The organism is Caulobacter sp. DMC95 (assembly GCF_056313785.1).
Genome location: NZ_JBQUZP010000002.1, coordinates 355,687 through 372,981, shown reverse-complemented (window position 1 = coordinate 372,981; position 17,295 = coordinate 355,687). Strand labels below are relative to the sequence as shown.

Sequence of the window (17,295 nt, the reverse complement as noted above, 5' to 3'; positions counted from 1 at the left end):
CGGTATGGGTTTTTCTCGCCGCCCGCCGATCGATCCCGGCCGGGCGCACGCGCCGCCGGAGTATTCGGCCGAGGAGATCGACGAGGTTCTGGTCGTGCTACGCGCCGAGGCGGCGGAGGCCCTGGCCGTGATTGAACAGGAAGCCCGCACGCTGTGCAGCGTGCCGATGAGCCACCATGACGACGCCTATGACCGCCTGCTGACCGTGCTGTTCGAGCGCGGGTTCGTGCAGACGCATATCGAGATGGCGATGGTGTTTCGGGCGGTTAGGGAGCGGGTGGGGACAGCGGGCTGAACCGGGGCTGCCGCAACAAGAGTGTGCCTTCAGCGGGACCGCCAATACTTGATGTTGGCGACCTGAAGGTCTGGGTTGGGCGCCGGTTTTTTGGCTCCTCACGGCCCGTTGCGGACTGCAGGCCGCCTAACAAGATCCCTCTCTCTTGAGAGAGGGATTCTTGGGCGCCGCTCCGCAGCCCTTTCCAGACCTTCAGCGAGGGATCGCGTGAAGTCGACGAAACATGTCGTCTTTGTTCCTCCTCCGCACGCGGAGGAGGAACAGCCCCGGCCCTTCCCCATCGAGGGAAGGGAGGAGTTCTAGAACGCCGCGCTGACGATGGTTCCGTCCGGCAGCAGGGCGGCGCGTTTGAGGCCGCTGGAGACGAAAGGCATGGCGATGTTTCCCTCACGGTCCACCGCGATCAGTCCGCCGTGACCGCCGAGCTCGGCGACGCTGTCGATGGCGGCCTGGGCGGCGGCGTCCAGCGCCTGAGCACCGAAGCGGAGGCGGTGGGCGATCTGGGCGGCGACGGCGGCGCGGATGAAGTATTCGCCTTGGCCGGTGCACGAGACGGCGGCGTGGCCGTCGGCCCAGGCCCCGGCACCGATGATCGGGCTGTCGCCCACTCGGCCCGGCCGCTTGCCGAACACCCCGGCGGTGGAGGTGGCGGCGGCGAGGCGCCCTTCGCCGTCGCGGACCACGCAGCCGACGGTGCCGGTGGGCAGCGCGTCCGGCGGATGGTTGTCCTCGAAGGCGCCGGCGCGGGTGAACCAGGCGTCGGGGTCCTCGACCGTCTCCAGGCCCTGCTCGCGGGCGAAGTCGATGGCGCCCTGGCCGGCCAGCATGACGTGGGGGGTGTGCTCCATCACCGCCCGGGCGGCTAGGATCGGGCTCTTGTAGCCCTGCAGGGCGGCGACCGATCCGGCGCGCAAGGTGGGGCCGTCCATCAGGCTGGCGTCGAGCTCATACTCGCCGTCGGCGTTGGGCGAGGCGCCCTTGCCGGCGATGTAGAGGCCGCTGGCCTCGAGGCCGACCACGGTCTCGACCGCCACGTCCAGCGCGGAAGCTCCGGCGGCCAGGCGATCACGGGCGGCTTCGACGAGGCCGCGCATGTGGGCGATCTCGACGCCGTAGTCGTGGCCGCGCTTGGCCCCGGCGCCGCCGTGCAGGGCGAGACTAAAACGTTTGTTTGACATTCTGCTTCCTTGGCTCGACGTCCCGCGCTAGCGTCCGGCCTCTTAGCCAAGAAATGTGGGAGAGGCGATATGAAGGCGGTGCTCAGCAAGGAAGTCGGCGGTCCCGAGACCCTGGTGCTGGAGGAGCTGCCCGATCCCGTCGCCGGCCCAGGCCAGGTGCTGATCGACGTCAAGGCCTGCGGGGTCAACTATCCCGACGTCCTGATCATCGAGGACAAGTACCAGTTCAAGCCGACACGTCCGTTCGCGCCGGGCGGCGAGGTGTCGGGCGTGATCTCGGCGGTCGGCGAAGGCGTGACCCGCTTCAAGGTCGGCGACCGCGTGCTGGCCTCGACCGGCTGGGGCGGCTACGCCGAGAAGCTGGCCCTGGAGGAGGGCCGCTGCACCCACATCCCCGACAACATGCCCTTCGACGAGGCCGCAGCCTTCGTCCTGACCTACGGCACCTCCTACTACGCCCTGAAGGATCGCGGCGTGCTGAAGGCCGGCGAAACCCTGCTGGTGCTGGGCGCGGCCGGAGGCGTCGGTTTGGCCGCCGTGGAGCTCGGCAAGGCCATGGGCGCCAAGGTGATCGCCGCCGCCTCGAGCCAGGAGAAGGTCGATCTGGCCATCAAGCACGGCGCCGACAGCGGGGTCGTCTATCCGCGCGGCCCGTTCGACAAGGACGGCCAGAAGGAACTGGCGAACCTGATCAAGGGCGCCTGCGGCTCGGACGGATGGGACGTGGCCTATGACGCGGTCGGCGGCGACTATTCGGAGGCCACCATCCGCGCGGCGGGCTGGAACGGCCGCTTCCTGGTGATCGGCTTCCCGTCGGGCATTCCGAAGATTCCGCTGAACCTGACGCTGCTGAAGTCGTGCGACATCGTCGGCGTGTTCTGGGGCGCGGCGGTGGCGCGCGACCCCAAGGGCCACGCCCAGAACCTGAAGGAGCTGATGGACCTCTACGCCGCCGGCAAGATCCGGCCGTACGTGTCCGAGCGCTTCCCGCTGGCCCGCGCCGGCGAGGCGATCGCGCACCTTTCCAGCCGCAAGGCGATGGGCAAGGTGGTCATCACCGTCGACTGAACAGGGGCTCGAGGACGTGGTTAAATCTCGCTAAGTATCCTTTTTAGCGAAGGAAACAGGATATCTCCGCAGAATGTCTCCAAGACTAGGAGACTCTGCGGAGATGTTTGTTCCCCAGGAGCAGAGCGGCCTCAACGAGGCCGCCCCCGCTGCGCCGCGCCGCCCGTTCCGGCTGTCGCGACGCCCGGAGGAGCGTGTGCACGTGCTGGGCGGGACCATGGATCTGGTGCGCCCCGAAGAGGTCTTTCACTTCGTCACCGGCAAGCTGGAGGCGCGGCAAAGCGCCATCGTCGCCAACCACAATCTTCACAGCCTCTATCTGATCGGCAAGAACCATCAGATCGGCGAGTTCTACAAGACGGCCGACCTGGTCGAGGTCGACTCGGTGCCGCTGATCTTCTGGGCGCGCCTCGTGGGCCGCGCCAGCCGGCGCTTCCACCGCTGCACCTATCTGGACTGGCGCGACGACTTCTGGGCCCTGGCAAGCGAAAAGGCCTGGAAGGTCTTCTTCGTCGGCGGCGCGCCGGGCGTGGGCGAAAAGGCGGTCGAGCGCATCCGCCAGGACTGGCCGAACGCGCGTATCGAGACCCATCACGGCTATTTCGACGTGACTCCAGGCTCGGCGGAAAACGATGCGGTCGTGGCGAAGATCCGCGACTATGCGCCCGATATCGTGCTGGTCGGCATGGGCATGCCGCGCCAGGAGATCTGGACGCTGGAAAACCACAAAGCCTACGGCCCGGCGGCGACCTTCACCGTGGGCGGGGCCTTCGACTACGAGGCCGGCGTCCAGAAGGCTGCGCCGCGCTGGATGGGCCCGCTCGGGATGGAATGGCTGTTCCGCCTGATGTCGGACCCGCAGCGCCTGTTCTCCCGCTACTGCCTCGAGCCCTGGTCGCTGATCGGTCCGGCGTGCGGCGATGTGGTGCGAGCGCTGTCCAGACGCTCCACGGCGGGCGAGTCCCGCGCGGCGGAAAACGCGCGCTGGGAGCAGATCCGCGCCCGCAACGAGGCGGCGCGCTAGCATGACGACCCCCGTGGGCGCCGTTGGCGGCGAGACCGTCGTGCTGTTGAACTTCAGGGGGCTTGAAGTCTGATGGGCCTGGATATTCGCGTCATGACCCTGGAGGCCAAGGAGCGCTCCAGTTTCGCCCATAGGGCCGTGGCCGCCCTTGGCCTCGTCTGTCTGGGGATCGCCTGGGCGGTGCTGCTGGTCCCCTGCCTGCTCTGGCTGGCGGCCACCCACCTTGGGCGCCGCGTGGAGCCCATCGCCCGTCGTCCAGCGCCGGAAGCGCTCAAAAGCTGAGCCCCGAACCGCGAAGCCCCCTAGCCAATCCCGGTTCGCTCCGCGAATATGATCATTGATCACTGACCCGCGTGAGGTCGGGGCGCGGAGGGAATTCACCATGGTCGGACGTCTGGACGGCAAGGTCGCCGTCATCACCGGGGGCTGCTCGGGGATCGGGCTGGGAACGGTCGAACTGTTCGTCGCCGAGGGCGCCTGCGTCGTCGCCGCCGACCTGCAGGACGAGAAGGGCCGTATGCTGGAGCAGCGCTTCCCCGACAAGGTGCGCTTCTCCCGCTGCGACGTCACCTCGGACGCCGATCTCGCCAAGACCATGGCCCTGGCCGAAAGCAGCTTTGGCGGCCTGGACATCCTGTTCAACAACGCCGGCCATGGCGGCACCCCGGCCAGCGTCCCCGAACTGAACGCCGAGGCCTGGGACAAGACCTTCGCCCTTCTGGTGCGCGGCCCGGCCATGGGCATGACGCACGCGCTGCCCCTGATGCTGAAGCGCGGCGGCGGCTCGATCATCAACACCGCCTCGATCGCCGGCCTTCAGGCGGGCTTTGGCCCCCTGGCCTATTCCTCGGCCAAGGCGGCGGTGATCCACATGAGCCGCTGCGCGGCGGCCGAGCTGTCGCCGCAGAAGATCCGCGTCAACGCCATCTGCCCGGGCCTGATCGCCACCTCGATCTTCGGCGCCTCGATGGGCCTGCCGCGCGAGGTCGCCGACCAGATGGCCGCCCAGATCGCTTCGATCGGTCCGAAGATCCAGCCGATCCCGAAATCGGGGCTGCCGGAGGACATCGCGGCGGCGGCCCTGTATCTGGCGAGCGACGACTCACGATTCGTGACGGGCGCGCACATCGTCGTCGACGGAGGCATCACCGTGGGCCCGCGAAGCGCCTGGGACATCAACACGCCCTCGCCGATCCTGGCCGCCATGGGCATCACGCCAGAGCAGGCCGAGCAGATGCGAGCCCAGTTGCTGGCGGCCGGCGAGGCCGGGTGACGCTCAGCCCAAACCTGCGCGGCGCACTGTGGATGCTGGCCTCGGCGGTCGGCTTCACAGTGATGACGACCCTGATCAAGTTCCTGGGCGACGACTATCCAGCGGCCCTGCAGACCTTTTACCGGCAACTGGCCGGGGTCTTGGTGCTGCTGCCGCTGATCGCCCGGGACTGGAGGGGCGCGTTCCGCACAACGCGTCCGGGGATCGTGATCTTCCGCTCCAGCGCCGGGGTCCTGGCGCTGATCATGAGCTTCTATGCCTACCAGAAACTGCCGCTGGCGGATGCGAACGCTCTCTCCTTCACGCGGACGCTCTGGCTGGTGCCCCTGGCGGGCCTGGTGCTGCGCGAACCGATCGGGCCGCGGCGGATCGGCGCCGCGCTGGTGGGCTTTGTAGGCGTGATCATCATGCTGCGGCCCGGCGCCGGCGGTGTGGAGGCTTGGCTCGGCTGGCCGCAACTCTGCGCCCTGGGCGCGGCGCTCCTGTTCGCCCTGACCATCACTGGCATGAAGGTCATGACCCGAGACCACACCCCGTTTGTGCTGCTGGTCTATGCTGCGGTGCTCGGTCTGGTCTTTTCCATCCCGCCCGCCCTGTTCGTCTGGCGCTGGCCGACCTGGCCGGACCTTGGACTGCTGGCCGCCATGGGCGTCATCGGCACCCTGACCCAAGGGGCCTACATCAAGGGCATGGAAGCGGGTGAAGCCGCCGTGATGGCGCCGATCGACTATACGCGCCTGGTGTTTGCGGTGATTGTGGGCCTCCTGCTGTTTCACGAAGTTCCGCGTACGGCGACGATCGTTGGGGCGGTGATCGTGGTCTGCTCTACGCTGTTCATCTCATGGCGAGAGCATCAACTCGCCAAACGGGCTGCGGCCGAGCCGACCTAGAGCTCGAGCCCCGCAGTGAGATGCCCGACGAGGCGCGATGTGTTCTTCCGCCCGCCCCTCAAAGCCGCTAGCGATGGCGCGTTGCTCTAAGGGATCGCGATGCGGACAGTTCTGGTGACGGGCGGCGCCGGCTATGTCGGCGCGCATTGCTGCCTGGCCTTGGCCGAGGCCGGTTTTCGCCCAGTCGTGTTCGATGATCTCTCGAACGGTCATCGCGAGCACGTGCAGTGGGGCCCGCTGGAGGTCGGCGACATCCGCGACGCGGCGCGCCTGGACGCTGTGTTCGCCGCCCACGCGCCGGTGGCGGTCCTGCACTTCGCCGCTCGCATTGAGGTGGGTGAGTCTGTCCAGAATCCCGGCGCCTTTTTCGACGTCAATGTCGGCGGCTCGGTCGCGCTGATCGAGGCCGCGAGGCGCGCGGGGGTGAACGCCCTGGTGTTCTCCTCGACGTGCGCGACCTTCGGGAACCCGATTCATCTGCCGATGACTGAAACCCACCCGCAGGCGCCCCTGAACCCTTATGGCCGCAGCAAGCTGATGGTCGAACAGGCCCTAGCCGACTACGATCGCTATGTCGGTTTCAGAAGCGCCGTGATGCGTTACTTCAACGCCGCCGGCGCGGACCCGCAAGGCCGCATCGGCGAATGGCATGAGCCCGAAACCCACGCAATCCCGCTGGCGATCGAAGTCGCGCTGGGCCAACGGTCGCGCTTCACGATCTTCGGCGACGACTACGACACGCGCGACGGAACGGCCGTCCGCGACTACGTCCACGTCCTTGACCTGGCGGATGCGCACGTCGCCGCGCTCCAACGGCTTCTCGCAGGCGGACCATCCGACGCCTACAACCTCGGAACCGGCGCCGGGACCACAGTGCGTGAGCTGGTCGATGGCGTGGGAAGGACAATCGGTCGCGCCCTGCCGTTCGAGATCGCGCCGCGACGGCCCGGCGACGCCCCCGTGCTGATCGGCGACAACGCCAGGGCGAGAGATCAGTTGGGATGGACACCCTCGCGCGATCTCGACGCTATCCTCGAAAGCGCGTGGCGGTGGCATAGCAGCCGCCCCCAGCGCTGATCGGGCGCAACGCGCGGCGGTACTCAGAAAGGGTTTATTCGTAACTCCTCCGGTAGCCTTAAAAGCGAGTGACCCTCGGGGGGCGTTGCGTGTTCAAGTTTCTAACCTGCCTGACGACCCAGCACGACCTGCGGCTCGTGCTTGTCGCCGGCGTGGTCTGTCTGGCGGGTTGCTTTACGACGTTCCGCCTCTATTCACGGATGCGCGGCGCGCGCGGCGTGGTCAGGGCCGCCTGGCTCCTGTTGACGGGCCTGGTCGCAGGATCCAGCGTCTGGGCCACCCACTTCATCGCCATGGTGGCTTTCACGCCGGGCCTGAAGACCGGCTACAGCCCGACCGGCACCCTCTTGTCGCTGATGATCGCGGCGCTGTTCATGGCCAGTGGCTTCGCGGTCGCTTCGGCGCAGCGCACAACCACGAACGATTTTGCGGGCGGGGTGCTGATCGGCCTGGGCGTGGCCGCCATGCACTACATGGGCATGTCCGCCTTCGTGACCCAGGGTCAACTCGTCTGGGAACACGCGACGGTGGGCCTTTCAGCGATTCTCGGGGTCTGCGGCGCGATCGCGGCGCTGGTGCTGGCCGGCACGGCGCGGACGATCCGTCGCCAGGCGCTGGGCGGCGGTCTGCTCTGCCTGGGCATCGTTCTGCTGCACTTCACCGGCATGTCGGCGATCACCATTGTGCCGGACGCCTCGGTCGCGGTCCCGGATCAGCTTCTATCCGGGGGCATGCTGACCCTGGCCGTTGGCTCGATCACCAGCATGATTATCCTGGGCGGCCTGGGCGCCGTCGCGATCGAATCCCAGACCTCGCGGTCGGCTCTTGAGCGCATCCGGCGCCTGGCCAACGCCGCCTATGAAGGTCTCGTGGTCGTCCAGTCGGGCCGCATCAATGACGCCAACGCCGCCTTCTGCGAACTGGCGGGCGCGCCACTGTCAGAGCTGGTCGGACGACCGCTTTTCGGCGAGATGCTGACCTTCGACGAGGCGGGGCCCAATCGCGATGACGTTCGGCGTGAGGGCCACCTGCGCCCCGTCGTCGGCGGACGAGAAATTCCGGTCGAAGTCTTTTCGCGACTGATGGATGACGGCGCCCGGGTCGAAACCTCAGGCCTGACAGTGTTGGCGGTGCGCGACTTGCGTGAACGTCGCGCCGCCGAAGAGAAGATCCGCTATCTCGCCGAGCACGATGGCCTGACCGGCTTGCCCAACCGCAACTCTCTGCAGATGCGCCTGGCGGCCGCCATCGACCGCGTCGAGGCGTCCGGCGAGAGCTTGGCGGTCATCTGCATCGATCTGGACCACTTCAAGGAAGCCAACGACCAGCATGGCCACCTCGCGGGCGATGCGCTGCTGGTTGAAACCGCCCGGCGGCTACAGTCCGCCGTGCAGGCCCCATCCTTCGCGGCGCGCTTGGGCGGGGACGAGTTCATCGTTGTCCAGATCGCAGGCGGCGATCAGCCGACCGCCGCCGCAGAGCTGGCCGGTCGATTGATCGAAATGCTCGCCGCGCCGGTGGCCTTTGACGGCCAGGACCTGGCGCTGGGATCAAGCCTCGGGGTCAGCCTGTATCCTGACGACGGCAGGACCGCCGAGGCCCTGATGGCCAACGCCGACATGGCGCTCTATCGCGCCAAGGAAAGCGGTCGGGGCGTCTACCGCTTCTTCAAGCGCGAGATGGACGACTCCATCCGCGAACGTCGCAACCTCGCGCGCGATCTTCGCCAAGGCATCGCCGACAACGAGCTGGTCGTCCACTATCAGCCGCTGGCCCGCGCCTCGGACGGAGAGGTGTGCGGCTTCGAGGCGCTTGTGCGATGGCGGCACCCCATACGGGGCATGATCCCGCCCTTGGACTTCATCACCGTGGCCGAAGAGAACGGACTGATCGAGGCTCTGGGCGACTGGGTGCTGCGTCGCGCCTGCGCCGATGCGGCGGCCTGGGAGAAGCCGCTGCGCATTGCGGTGAACCTGTCACCGATCCAGCTTCACAATCCCGCCCTGCCCACCCTTGTGCACGAGGTTCTGATCACGACGGGCTTGTCGCCGTCGCGCCTTGAACTGGAGATCACTGAAAGCGCGCTCTTCAAGGACTATCAGCGCGCGCTCGACAACCTGCGCCGCCTGAAGGCGCTGGGCGTCCGGATCGCGATGGACGACTTCGGCACCGGCTTCTCGTCGCTGTCGACGCTGCAGTCCTTCCCGTTCGACAAGATCAAGATCGACAAGAGCTTCGTCGAGAACATCCATCGCCACGACCGCGCCACCGCTATTGTCCGCGCGGTGCTGGGCCTGGGGCGCAGCCTGGAAATCCCGGTTGTCGCCGAGGGCGTCGAGACCGAGGAGCAGATCCTGTTCCTCCGGGGCGAAGACTGCGCCGAACTACAAGGGTATGCAATCGGACGGCCCGCTCCTGTCGACGCCCTGGGGACCTGGACCTTGGCGAACGTGCCGGTTGATGTCGCCGCCCCGAAGCGCAGGACTAGGCGCTCGGCTTAGGCGAAGGATCAGCGACGGCGGCGACGGCTTACGCCGCCGCTGAGTCCGCCCAGGAGCCCGCGCATCAGTTCGCGTCCAGCCTGTGAGGCGACCGTGCGAACCAGGGTGACCGCGAAAGCCTCGACCATGGTCTGGCGCCCGGAGGCGCGGGGCCGACTCTCCCGCGCTTCACGGGCGGCCTCTCGTTCACGGACCTTGGCCTGGGCGGCGGCGCGCTGGTCGGCTTCCGCCTCCTGAAGATCAGCTTCGGCTTGTCGCTGCGCCTGGGCGGCGCGGCCTTGCAGGATCTCGTAGGCGGAGTCGCGATCCTCGGCGGTGTCATAGACCCCGGCCACTGGACTTTGCGCCTGCAGCGCCGCGCGCTCCTGCGGGGTCAACGGTCCCAGGCGCGAAGCCGGCGGGCGGATCAGGGTTTTCTGGACGATCCGAGGCGCGCCCTTCTCGTCGAGCGTCGACACGAGCGCTTCGCCGACACCCAGCGCCTGGATGGTCTCGGCGGTGTCAAAGCCAGGATTGACCCGGAATGACTGGGCGGCCGCTTTCAAGCCCTTCTGGTCCGCCGGCGTGTAGGCCCGTAGCGCATGCTGCACCCGAGCGCCGAGCTGTCCGAGCACGGCGTCGGGGATATCCGCCGGATTCTGGGTGACGAAGTAGATCCCGACACCCTTCGAGCGGATCAGCCGGACGACCTGTTCGATCTTTTCCAGTAGCGGCTTGGGCGCGTCGTTGAACAGCAGATGCGCCTCGTCGAAGAAGAAGACCAGCTTCGGTTTTTCCGGGTCGCCGACCTCGGGCAGCACCTCGAACAGCTCCGATAGAAGCCAGAGCAAGAAGGTCGAGTAGAGCTTGGGCGACTGTATCAGTCGGTCAGCGGCGAGCAGATTCACGTAGCCACGTCCCGCCACGTCGGTTCGCATCAGGTCTGACAGATCCAGCGCGGGCTCGCCGAAGAAGTGCTCTGCGCCCTGGGTCTGCAGCGTCAGCAACTTCCGCTGGATAGCGCCGACCGTCGCCGGCGCGACATTGCCATACTGGGTGCCGATCTCGTCGGCGTTGTCAGCGACGTACTTCAGCGCAGCCTGCAGATCCTTCAGGTCCAGCAGCAGCAGGCCGTCCTTGTCGGCGACGTGGAAGACGATCGTCAGCACGCCTTCCTGGACGTCGTTCAGCTCCAACAAGCGCGAAAGCAGTAGCGGGCCCATCTCGGAGATGGTGGTGCGGATCGGATGACCCTTCTGGCCGAACAGGTCCCAGAAGATCACTGGCGGCGCAGCCGGTGCCAGGACGAGGTCCATCGAGGCGGCGCGGGCCAGCATCTTCTCGTTGGGCGCCCCCGGCATGGCGACGCCCGAAAGATCGCCCTTCACGTCGGCCGCGAAGACCGGGACGCCTGCGTCCGAGAAGGCTTGGGCCAGCACCTGCAGGGTCACGGTCTTGCCCGTGCCGGTGGCGCCGGCGACCACGCCGTGCCGGTTCGAGCGATCGAGCCTTTGCGTCACCGGGCCTTCACCAAGCCCGACCAGAATCTCGTTCTCGCCGATCGACAGCGGCATGAGCAAACTCCTTACATCGATGCGCGTTCGACCCTAAACGGGGCCTTGCGCCGCGCCAATCGGCGCGGGCAATCTCGGTCGCCTATCTGGAGAAATTTTACAAATGCCGGCTCCCGCCCCGCCGTCGGTCACGACGCGCAACGCCGTCGTCTTCCTGGCCGTCATCGCCGGCGCGGCGACGCTGAAGTGGATGCAGGACATCCTGACGCCGCTCGCGCTAGCGCTGTTCCTGGCGGTGATGATCGACAGCTTCGCGCGGGTGCTCACGGACAAGACGCCGCGCTTTCCCAAGCGGCTGGCCCTGCCGACAGCCGTCATTCTGTCCTTGCTGCTGTTTGGCATGTCGATCTGGATCGTGGTCGACAACGGCAAGGAGTTCTTCGACCACTCGTCGCAGTATGTCGACAGTCTCAACGCGATCATCGCCCGGTTCACACCGACCGTCGCGCGCCTGGCGCCGGGTCTTGAACTGTCGGTGGCGCCGACCATCGGCGACCTCGTCAAGCAGTGGAACCCGCAACGCTACTTCGGGGACGTCGCGCAGTCCTTCAACAGCTTCGCCACCAACGCGGTGCTGGTCCTGATCTATCTGGGCTTTATCCTGGCCTCCCGCCGGGGTTTCGCCCGAAAAATCGTGGCGCTGTTTCCCCATCACGCCGAGCGGGAGACGAATATGAAAATGTTCCAGCGCATCCGCGACGGCGTCGAGCAGTATCTCTGGATCCAGACCGTGACCGGGCTGATGATCGCGGTCGCCGCGTTCGTCGTCATGATGCTGGTCGGCCTGGACAACGCGTTCTTCTGGGCTTTCCTGATCTTCCTGGCGGCCTACATTCCGATCCTCGGCGGCGCCGTCGGCTGCTTCCTGCCGCCCATCTTCGCGCTCATCCAGTTTCCCGACAGCCTTTGGCCTGCGGTCGTTCTCTTCGCCGCGCTGCAAGGCATCTTTTTCATCGTGGGCAATGTCATCCTTCCCCGCATGCAGGGCGACAGCCTGAACATGGACCCGACCGTCGTGCTGCTGTCGCTGGCTGTGTGGGGCGCGCTCTGGGGCGTCCCGGGGATGTTCCTGTCAACGCCCCTCACCGTCGCGGCGATGGTCATCCTCGCGCAGTTCGAAGGCTCGCGTTGGATCGCGATCCTGCTCTCAGAGGACGGCGACCCCCAAGGCGTACCCGAGACGCCCGCGCCAGCCTCCAAGCAAAAGAAATGACCGCGCCCCTTAAACACCGCCACCTGGCGCCTATCTCTTGTTTGTCCGGCTCCCCCCACCCGGACACACCGCCGATGGCGGCAGGCATGGCCGCCGACCATCGTAGCGGAGGACGCCCGCGCTTCCCCGAAGCGGGCCCGCGCCGTCGGCTTCCCCCAGCCGGCGGCGCTTCCGTTTCCGCAGCAGCGCTCAGAAACGGCACGATTTGTTTTCAATTTTCGACGTATCGGTTGAAGTAGGGCCCAAAGCGGCTAGGTTGCGGCCAAAAATTCGCGAGGAAATCCCATGATCGGTGAAAAAAATGACCTCAAGTCCGCTGAGGCTCCGATCAGTCCGCTCGTAAGCGCTTTCGCCGACGCCCTGGGGGCGACGGTGGACAGCCTGCCTGCGGCCGCGCTTGATTTCGCCTCGCAGGCTCAGGACGACTGGTCCGCTGAGGAGCTGCCCGGGCTGGATGGCGCGGATGTCGCCCGAGCGCTCGCGGCGTTCTGGCGCTTCGGCGAAGACGCCAAGGACGTCTCGCAACCCGCCATCCGCCTTCGTCGCGCCGAGGGTGGCGCAACGCCTTCCGACGTCCTGGAGATCGTCCAACTCGACCGTCCATTCCTGGTGGACAGCATCATGGGCGAAGTGACCGAGGCGGGCTTCTCCGTCCGGGCCATGTTCCACCCGGTGTCCGATTGCGGCGGCGTACGCCGCTCGATGATCCAGATCTGGCTGGCCCCGGTCGGCGAGGACCGCGAAGAGGCCCTGGTGCAAGCCGTGCGCGACGTGCTCGGCGACGTGGCCATGGCCGTCCAGGATTTCGAGGCTATGCGCGGACTGATGCGCCGCACGATCGAGGAGCTGAAGAGCGCGTCCGCGCCGGTCTCCGGCGACGAGAAGACCGAGGACATGGCGTTCCTGGACTGGCTGGAACGCGACCACTTCGTCTTCCTCGGCGCGCGTATCTATGAATATCCCCGTACGGCCGATGGCGGCTATGCGGCCGAAGAGCCGCTCTATCAGCCGGAAGGAAGCCTCGGCGTCCTTCGCGATCAGGCGCGCACGGTGCTGCGCCGCAGCAGCGAGCCGGCGATCCTCTCCGCCCAGATCCGTACGCACATCGACATTGGCGAACCGATCGTCGTGGCGAAGTCCAACCTGCGCTCCCGCGTCCACCGGCGGGGCTACATGGACTATGTGGGCGTCCGCCGCTACGGCGCTGACGGCAAGGCGTCTGGCGAGGTCCGTTTCGTCGGTCTATTCACCGCCGAGGCCTACGAAACGCCCGCCAACGCGGTCCCGCTGATCCGCCGCAAGGTGGGCCACGTTCTGTCGCGCGCCGGCAAGGATCCCGAGAGCCATAACGGCAAGCGCCTTCGCAACATCCTCGAGACTTGGCCGCGTGACGAGCTGTTCCAGACCGAGGAGGACCAGCTGCTCACGATGGCGCTGGGCGTCCTGCACCTCTACGACCGCCCGCGCGTGAAGCTGTTCACCCGTCGCGATCCGTTCGACCGTTTCATCTCGGTGCTGATGTTTGTGCCGCGTGATCGCTACGACTCGGGCGTGCGTGCGCGCGCCGGACAGATCCTCGCCGACGCGTTCCAGGGCCGCGTGTCGGCCTATTATCCTAGTTTCTCCGACGCCCCGCTGGCGCGGGTGCACTACATCCTGGGCGTCACGCCCGGGGGTCACGCCGAACCCGATCTCGCTGCGGTCGAGAACGCGATCGCCGAGACCGCGCGCACCTGGGATGACCGCTTCGAGGCGGTCATCCGTGAAGGGCAGTCCGGCCGCGTCGCCCACCTCCTGGCCCGCTACGCCGGCGCCTTTCCGCCGGGCTATCGCGATCAGTATGACGCCGCAGAAGCGCTCGCGGACATCGAAGTCATCGACGACCTACGCGAGAGCGAAGCGGTCAGGGTCCGCGCCTTCCGCCGCGAGGACGACAGCGCCGTCACCTTCCGCTTCAAACTCTATCGTCCGGGCGCGGCGGCGCCATTGGCCGACGTCCTGCCCATCCTCGAGCACATGGGCCTCAAGGCGCTAATCGAGGAAGGCTTCAAGGTTTCGCCCGATGGCCAGCCCGTCTGGGTCCACGAGTTCGTGCTGCGCGACGAGGCCGGAGAGCATCTGGTCTTCGCCGACGTCAAACAGGCTTTCGAGGCCGCCTTTGTCGCCATCTGGACCGGGCGAGCCGAGAGCGACGGCTTCAATCGCCTGGTGCTGGAACTCGGCGTCGGTTGGCGCGAGGCCGCCCTGATCCGCGCCCTGGCGCGCTACCGCCAACAGTCCGGTCTTGACCCCAGTCAGGGCGTCCAAGAGCAGGCCCTTTCGGATCACCCCGGCGTCGCGCGCCTGATCCTGGATCTCTTCCAGACCAAGTTCGACCCCGCCATCAAGGTCGATCTCAAGAGCCGGCAAGAACAGGCGAAGGCCGTGCAGGCCAACATCGTCGAGGCGTTGCAGGCCGTCGAGAGCCTCGACGCCGACCGCGTGCTTCGCCGTCTGGCGGCCTTGGTCGGGGCGATCCAGCGGACCAACTTCTATCAGCTTGGCGCCGACGGCGAGCCCAAGCCCTATATCAGCTTCAAGATCGCCTCCCGCGAACTGGAGGACCTGCCCGCGCCCAAGCCCTATCGCGAGATCTATGTCTCGGCGCCGCACGTCGAGGGCGTCCACCTGCGCTTCGGCCCGGTGGCCCGGGGCGGTCTGCGTTGGTCGGATCGTCGCGATGACTTCCGCACCGAGGTGCTGGGCCTGGTGAAGGCTCAGCAGGTCAAGAACGCCGTCATCGTGCCGGTCGGCAGCAAGGGCGGCTTCTATCCGAAGCAACTGCCGCGCGGAGGTGATCGCGACGCGATCCAGGCCGAGGCGATCCGGGCCTACAAGACCTTCCTGTCGGGCCTGCTGGACCTGACCGACAATATCGACGCCGACAACCAGGTCGTGCCGCCGCCGTCGGTCGTCGCCCACGACGCCCAGGATCCGTATCTCGTCGTGGCCGCCGACAAGGGCACGGCGACCTTCTCCGACATCGCTAACGGCGTGGCCGAGAGCTACGGCTTCTGGCTGGGCGACGCCTTCGCCTCGGGTGGTTCGGTGGGCTACGACCATAAGGTCATGGGCATCACCGCGCGCGGCGCCTGGGAAGCGGTAAAGCGCCACTTCCGCGAACTGGGCAAGGACATCCAGACCGAGACCTTCACCGCCGTGGGCGTCGGCGACATGTCGGGCGACGTGTTCGGCAACGGCATGCTGCTCTCCAAGCAAACCAAGCTGCTGGCCGCCTTCGACCACCGCCATATCTTCCTCGACCCCAACCCCGATCCCGCCGTCTCGTGGGCCGAGCGTGACCGGATGTTCAAGCTGCCGCGCTCGTCGTGGGAGGACTACGACAAGTCGAAGATCTCGGCCGGCGGCGGCGTCTTCGCTCGCAGCCTGAAGAGCATCCCGCTCTCGGTCGAGGTCCGCGCCATGCTCGAGATCAAGGCCGAGACCGTGTCTCCGGCGGAACTGATGACGGCGATCCTGACGTCGAAGGCCGAGCTGCTCTATCTCGGCGGCATCGGCACCTATGTGAAGGCGAAGGGCGAGACCAACGCCGACGCCGGCGACAAGGCCAACGACGCCATCCGCATCAACGGCGCGGACCTGCGGGTGAAGGTGGTCGGCGAAGGCGCGAACCTGGGCCTGACCCAGGCCGGTCGCATCGAGTTCGCCCAAGCGGGCGGTCACATCAACACCGACGCTATCGACAACTCGGCGGGCGTCGACAGCTCCGACCACGAGGTCAACATCAAGATCCTCACTGGGATCCTGGAGCGCGGCGGGCAGCTGGATCGCGAAAGCCGCAACACGCTGCTGGCCTCGATGACCGACGACGTGGCCCACCACGTTCTGGAGCATAACTACGACCAGACCCTGGCCCTGACCCTTCTGGAAAGCGACGCCGTCAGCGAGGTCGACGCCCAGATCCGCTACATGGTCGACTTGGAACAGCGCGGCCGTCTGGATCGCCGCGTCGAGGGGCTGCCGACCAATACGACGCTGCTGGAGCGCAAGGCGGCCGGTCGAGGCCTGACCCGTCCGGAACTGGCGGTGCTGCTGGCGTACGGGAAGCTGGACCTCTTCGACGAGATCGTCGCCAGCCAGTCGCCTGACGACCCGTGGTTTGAACGCACCCTACGCGGGTACTTCCCCAAGGCCCTGGATCAGTACGCCGACGCCATGCAGAAGCATCGGCTGAAGCGCGAGATCATCGCGACCGTGGTCGGCAACCAGATGGTCAACATGTGCGGCCCGACCTTTGTCAGTCGCCTGAAGGCCGCCGCCGGCGCCGACGTCAACGCCGTGGTCGTCGGCTTCACCGCCGCCCGCGAGATCCTCGGAGTCGACGCGCTGTGGGATCAGGTCAACGCCCTGGACAACAAGGCCTCGGCCGAGGGCCAGACCGCGCTCTACAAGGCCCTGGCCTACGCGCTGCGCAGCCTGACCTTCTGGCTGGCCCGCCGCGCCCAGCGCGACGCCGCCAGCGTGCAAGCGCTGGTTGACGCCTACGGTCCGTCGGTCGCCGCGCTGCGGGGCCTGGCTCCGGCGATCCTGTCGCCGTTCGAGCAGAAGGCGGTCGCCAAGCGGGTGAAGGCCTATGTCGCCGACGGCGCCCCCGAGGCGCTTGCCCAGTCGGTCGCGGCCCTTCAGCCGCTGACGACGGCGGCGGATCTGGTCGACCTCGCCAACGCCTCCAGCTGGAGCGTCGAGAACGTGGCCCGCCTATACCATCAGGTCGGCGCGGCCTTTGGCTTCGACCGCCTGCGCGGCGCGGCCGGCTCGTTCGTGGGCGGCGACGCCTTCGAGCGCCTGGCCGTGCGTCGCCTGATCGAAGACATGCTGACCGAGCAGACCTCGATCACTCAGCAGGTCCTGAAGTTCGCCGCCAACGCACAGGCCGGCGAGGACGAGGCTGCAGCCAAGGCGGCTATCTCCTCGTGGGCCGCCCTGCGCGGCGATCGTCCGCGCGCGGTGAAGCGGACCATCGAGGACATCGAGCAGGCCGGCGGCGGCTGGACCTTCGCCAAGCTGACGATCGCCAACGCCGCCCTGCGCGAGCTTTCCAGCGCGGCTTAAGGCTTTCCGTCGCGGGCTTCCTGCCGAAGTGGGAAGCCCGCCTCGCCACCGCGTCGCGTCTTGGTTGTCGACCAGGCCGTAAAAGGGCAGGGTCCCCCCGAGGGGGAGCTC

General features: G+C 67.2%; 12 protein-coding genes. 10 read left to right on the top strand and 2 right to left on the bottom strand.

Features of this window, described 5'->3' with window-relative positions:
* Window positions 1–4 precede the first annotated feature (4 nt).
* On the top strand, window positions 5–295 hold the full coding sequence (locus ACT53N_RS05695) for a hypothetical protein (protein WP_476062984.1): 291 nt from the start codon (window positions 5–7) through the stop codon (window positions 293–295).
* 299 nt (window positions 296–594) lie between these two features.
* On the opposite strand, the gene ACT53N_RS05690 is transcribed toward ACT53N_RS05695, so the two are convergent.
* Window positions 595–1,473, bottom strand: a complete 879-nt coding sequence (locus tag ACT53N_RS05690) for an isoaspartyl peptidase/L-asparaginase family protein (RefSeq protein WP_476062983.1) — start codon at window positions 1,471–1,473, stop codon at window positions 595–597.
* Window positions 1,474–1,542: 69 nt separating this feature from the next.
* Here ACT53N_RS05690 and ACT53N_RS05685 point away from each other — a divergent pair, with 69 nt between their 5' ends.
* From ACT53N_RS05685 to ACT53N_RS05655, 7 genes are all read left to right on the top strand, one after another.
* Complete coding sequence (locus ACT53N_RS05685) at window positions 1,543–2,541, top strand: NADPH:quinone oxidoreductase family protein (protein ID WP_476062982.1); 999 nt, start codon at window positions 1,543–1,545, stop codon at window positions 2,539–2,541.
* 103 nt (window positions 2,542–2,644) lie between these two features.
* Window positions 2,645–3,565, top strand: a complete 921-nt coding sequence (locus tag ACT53N_RS05680; protein ID WP_476062981.1) for a WecB/TagA/CpsF family glycosyltransferase — start codon at window positions 2,645–2,647, stop codon at window positions 3,563–3,565.
* Window positions 3,566–3,637: 72 nt separating this feature from the next.
* On the top strand, window positions 3,638–3,847 hold the full coding sequence (locus ACT53N_RS05675) for a hypothetical protein (RefSeq protein ID WP_476062980.1): 210 nt from the start codon (window positions 3,638–3,640) through the stop codon (window positions 3,845–3,847).
* A gap of 100 nt (window positions 3,848–3,947) precedes the next feature.
* Window positions 3,948–4,838, top strand: a complete 891-nt coding sequence (locus tag ACT53N_RS05670; RefSeq protein ID WP_476062979.1) for an SDR family NAD(P)-dependent oxidoreductase — start codon at window positions 3,948–3,950, stop codon at window positions 4,836–4,838.
* Window positions 4,835–5,728 carry a DMT family transporter gene (locus ACT53N_RS05665; protein WP_476062978.1) on the top strand — a complete coding sequence of 298 codons (894 nt, stop codon included), beginning with the start codon at window positions 4,835–4,837 and terminating at the stop codon, window positions 5,726–5,728. Before ACT53N_RS05670 ends, ACT53N_RS05665 begins: the two co-directional genes overlap by 4 nt.
* Before the next feature lie 99 nt (window positions 5,729–5,827).
* Window positions 5,828–6,805 (top strand): UDP-glucose 4-epimerase GalE, encoded by a 978-nt coding sequence (gene galE / locus ACT53N_RS05660; protein ID WP_476062977.1) that lies wholly within the window; start codon window positions 5,828–5,830, stop codon window positions 6,803–6,805.
* A 68-nt stretch (window positions 6,806–6,873) separates the two neighbouring features.
* A complete protein-coding gene (locus ACT53N_RS05655) occupies window positions 6,874–9,306 on the top strand; it encodes a bifunctional diguanylate cyclase/phosphodiesterase (protein WP_476062976.1) in 2,433 nt (810 codons plus the stop codon).
* A gap of 8 nt (window positions 9,307–9,314) precedes the next feature.
* Here the strand turns inward: ACT53N_RS05655 and ACT53N_RS05650 are convergent, their stop codons facing one another.
* Window positions 9,315–10,859, bottom strand: coding sequence for a helicase HerA-like C-terminal domain-containing protein (locus tag ACT53N_RS05650; RefSeq protein ID WP_476062975.1), 1,545 nt, complete (start codon window positions 10,857–10,859; stop codon window positions 9,315–9,317).
* Between the two features lie 103 nt (window positions 10,860–10,962).
* On the opposite strand from ACT53N_RS05650, the gene ACT53N_RS05645 reads away from it, so the two are divergent.
* Both ACT53N_RS05645 and ACT53N_RS05640 read left to right on the top strand, forming a co-directional pair.
* Complete coding sequence (locus ACT53N_RS05645) at window positions 10,963–12,072, top strand: AI-2E family transporter (RefSeq protein WP_476062974.1); 1,110 nt, start codon at window positions 10,963–10,965, stop codon at window positions 12,070–12,072.
* A 285-nt stretch (window positions 12,073–12,357) separates the two neighbouring features.
* Window positions 12,358–17,184: an NAD-glutamate dehydrogenase gene (locus ACT53N_RS05640; RefSeq protein ID WP_476062973.1), complete on the top strand. Its 4,827-nt coding sequence runs from the start codon at window positions 12,358–12,360 to the stop codon at window positions 17,182–17,184.
* Window positions 17,185–17,295: the final 111 nt, after the last annotated feature.

Coding starts and splice junctions, on each gene's coding strand:
- ACT53N_RS05670 (WP_476062979.1), top strand. CDS start 3,948: ATGGTCGGACGTCTGGACGGCAAGGTCGCCGTCATCACCGGGGGCTGC.
- ACT53N_RS05640 (WP_476062973.1), top strand. CDS start 12,358: ATGATCGGTGAAAAAAATGACCTCAAGTCCGCTGAGGCTCCGATCAGT.
- galE (WP_476062977.1), top strand. CDS start 5,828: ATGCGGACAGTTCTGGTGACGGGCGGCGCCGGCTATGTCGGCGCGCAT.
- ACT53N_RS05650 (WP_476062975.1), bottom strand. CDS start 10,859: ATGCCGCTGTCGATCGGCGAGAACGAGATTCTGGTCGGGCTTGGTGAA.
- ACT53N_RS05695 (WP_476062984.1), top strand. CDS start 5: ATGGGTTTTTCTCGCCGCCCGCCGATCGATCCCGGCCGGGCGCACGCG.
- ACT53N_RS05675 (WP_476062980.1), top strand. CDS start 3,638: ATGGGCCTGGATATTCGCGTCATGACCCTGGAGGCCAAGGAGCGCTCC.
- ACT53N_RS05685 (WP_476062982.1), top strand. CDS start 1,543: ATGAAGGCGGTGCTCAGCAAGGAAGTCGGCGGTCCCGAGACCCTGGTG.
- ACT53N_RS05690 (WP_476062983.1), bottom strand. CDS start 1,473: ATGTCAAACAAACGTTTTAGTCTCGCCCTGCACGGCGGCGCCGGGGCC.
- ACT53N_RS05680 (WP_476062981.1), top strand. CDS start 2,645: ATGTTTGTTCCCCAGGAGCAGAGCGGCCTCAACGAGGCCGCCCCCGCT.
- ACT53N_RS05645 (WP_476062974.1), top strand. CDS start 10,963: ATGCCGGCTCCCGCCCCGCCGTCGGTCACGACGCGCAACGCCGTCGTC.